Annotated in this window: 1 protein-coding gene; it reads right to left on the bottom strand. The window is 36.6% G+C overall.

From position 1 onward, the window contains the following. Window positions 1–144 precede the first annotated feature (144 nt). Window positions 145–288, bottom strand: a complete 144-nt coding sequence (locus AOA62_RS32625) for a uroporphyrinogen decarboxylase family protein (protein ID WP_368665699.1) — start codon at window positions 286–288, stop codon at window positions 145–147. Between the last annotated feature and the right edge of the window lie 7 nt (window positions 289–295).

Here is a 295-nt window from a genome sequence, read left to right as displayed (position 1 = left end):
CTTTGATGGTTTTCTGCCTCTTCGAATATGTGTGTAATAAGGTTCCACTTCATCAAGGCTACGTGGCGTACCATATGCCATCACTAACAATCCAATTGTCTTCTTCACTTCTCCTACACCTCATTTTTAATTTAGATTCTTCTACTATATATTCATAGCTTTAATTTTTTCCGCAGAATACTCGTGTACAAAGCTAGTAAGACGTTTTAATGTTTCTGGCTTTATCTCTGGGAAGACACCATGACCAAGATTAAAGATAAAACCTGGTTGGCTTATTCCTTGATCAATGATCTCT

The sequence above is a fragment of the Pseudomonas sp. 2995-3 genome (genome assembly GCF_002742565.1).
In the GTDB taxonomy this organism is placed as follows: Bacteria; Pseudomonadota; Gammaproteobacteria; order Pseudomonadales; family Pseudomonadaceae; genus Aquipseudomonas; species Aquipseudomonas edaphica.
Note: the sequence above shows the minus strand (reverse complement) of the source record. Positions and strands in the feature narration are given on the sequence as shown.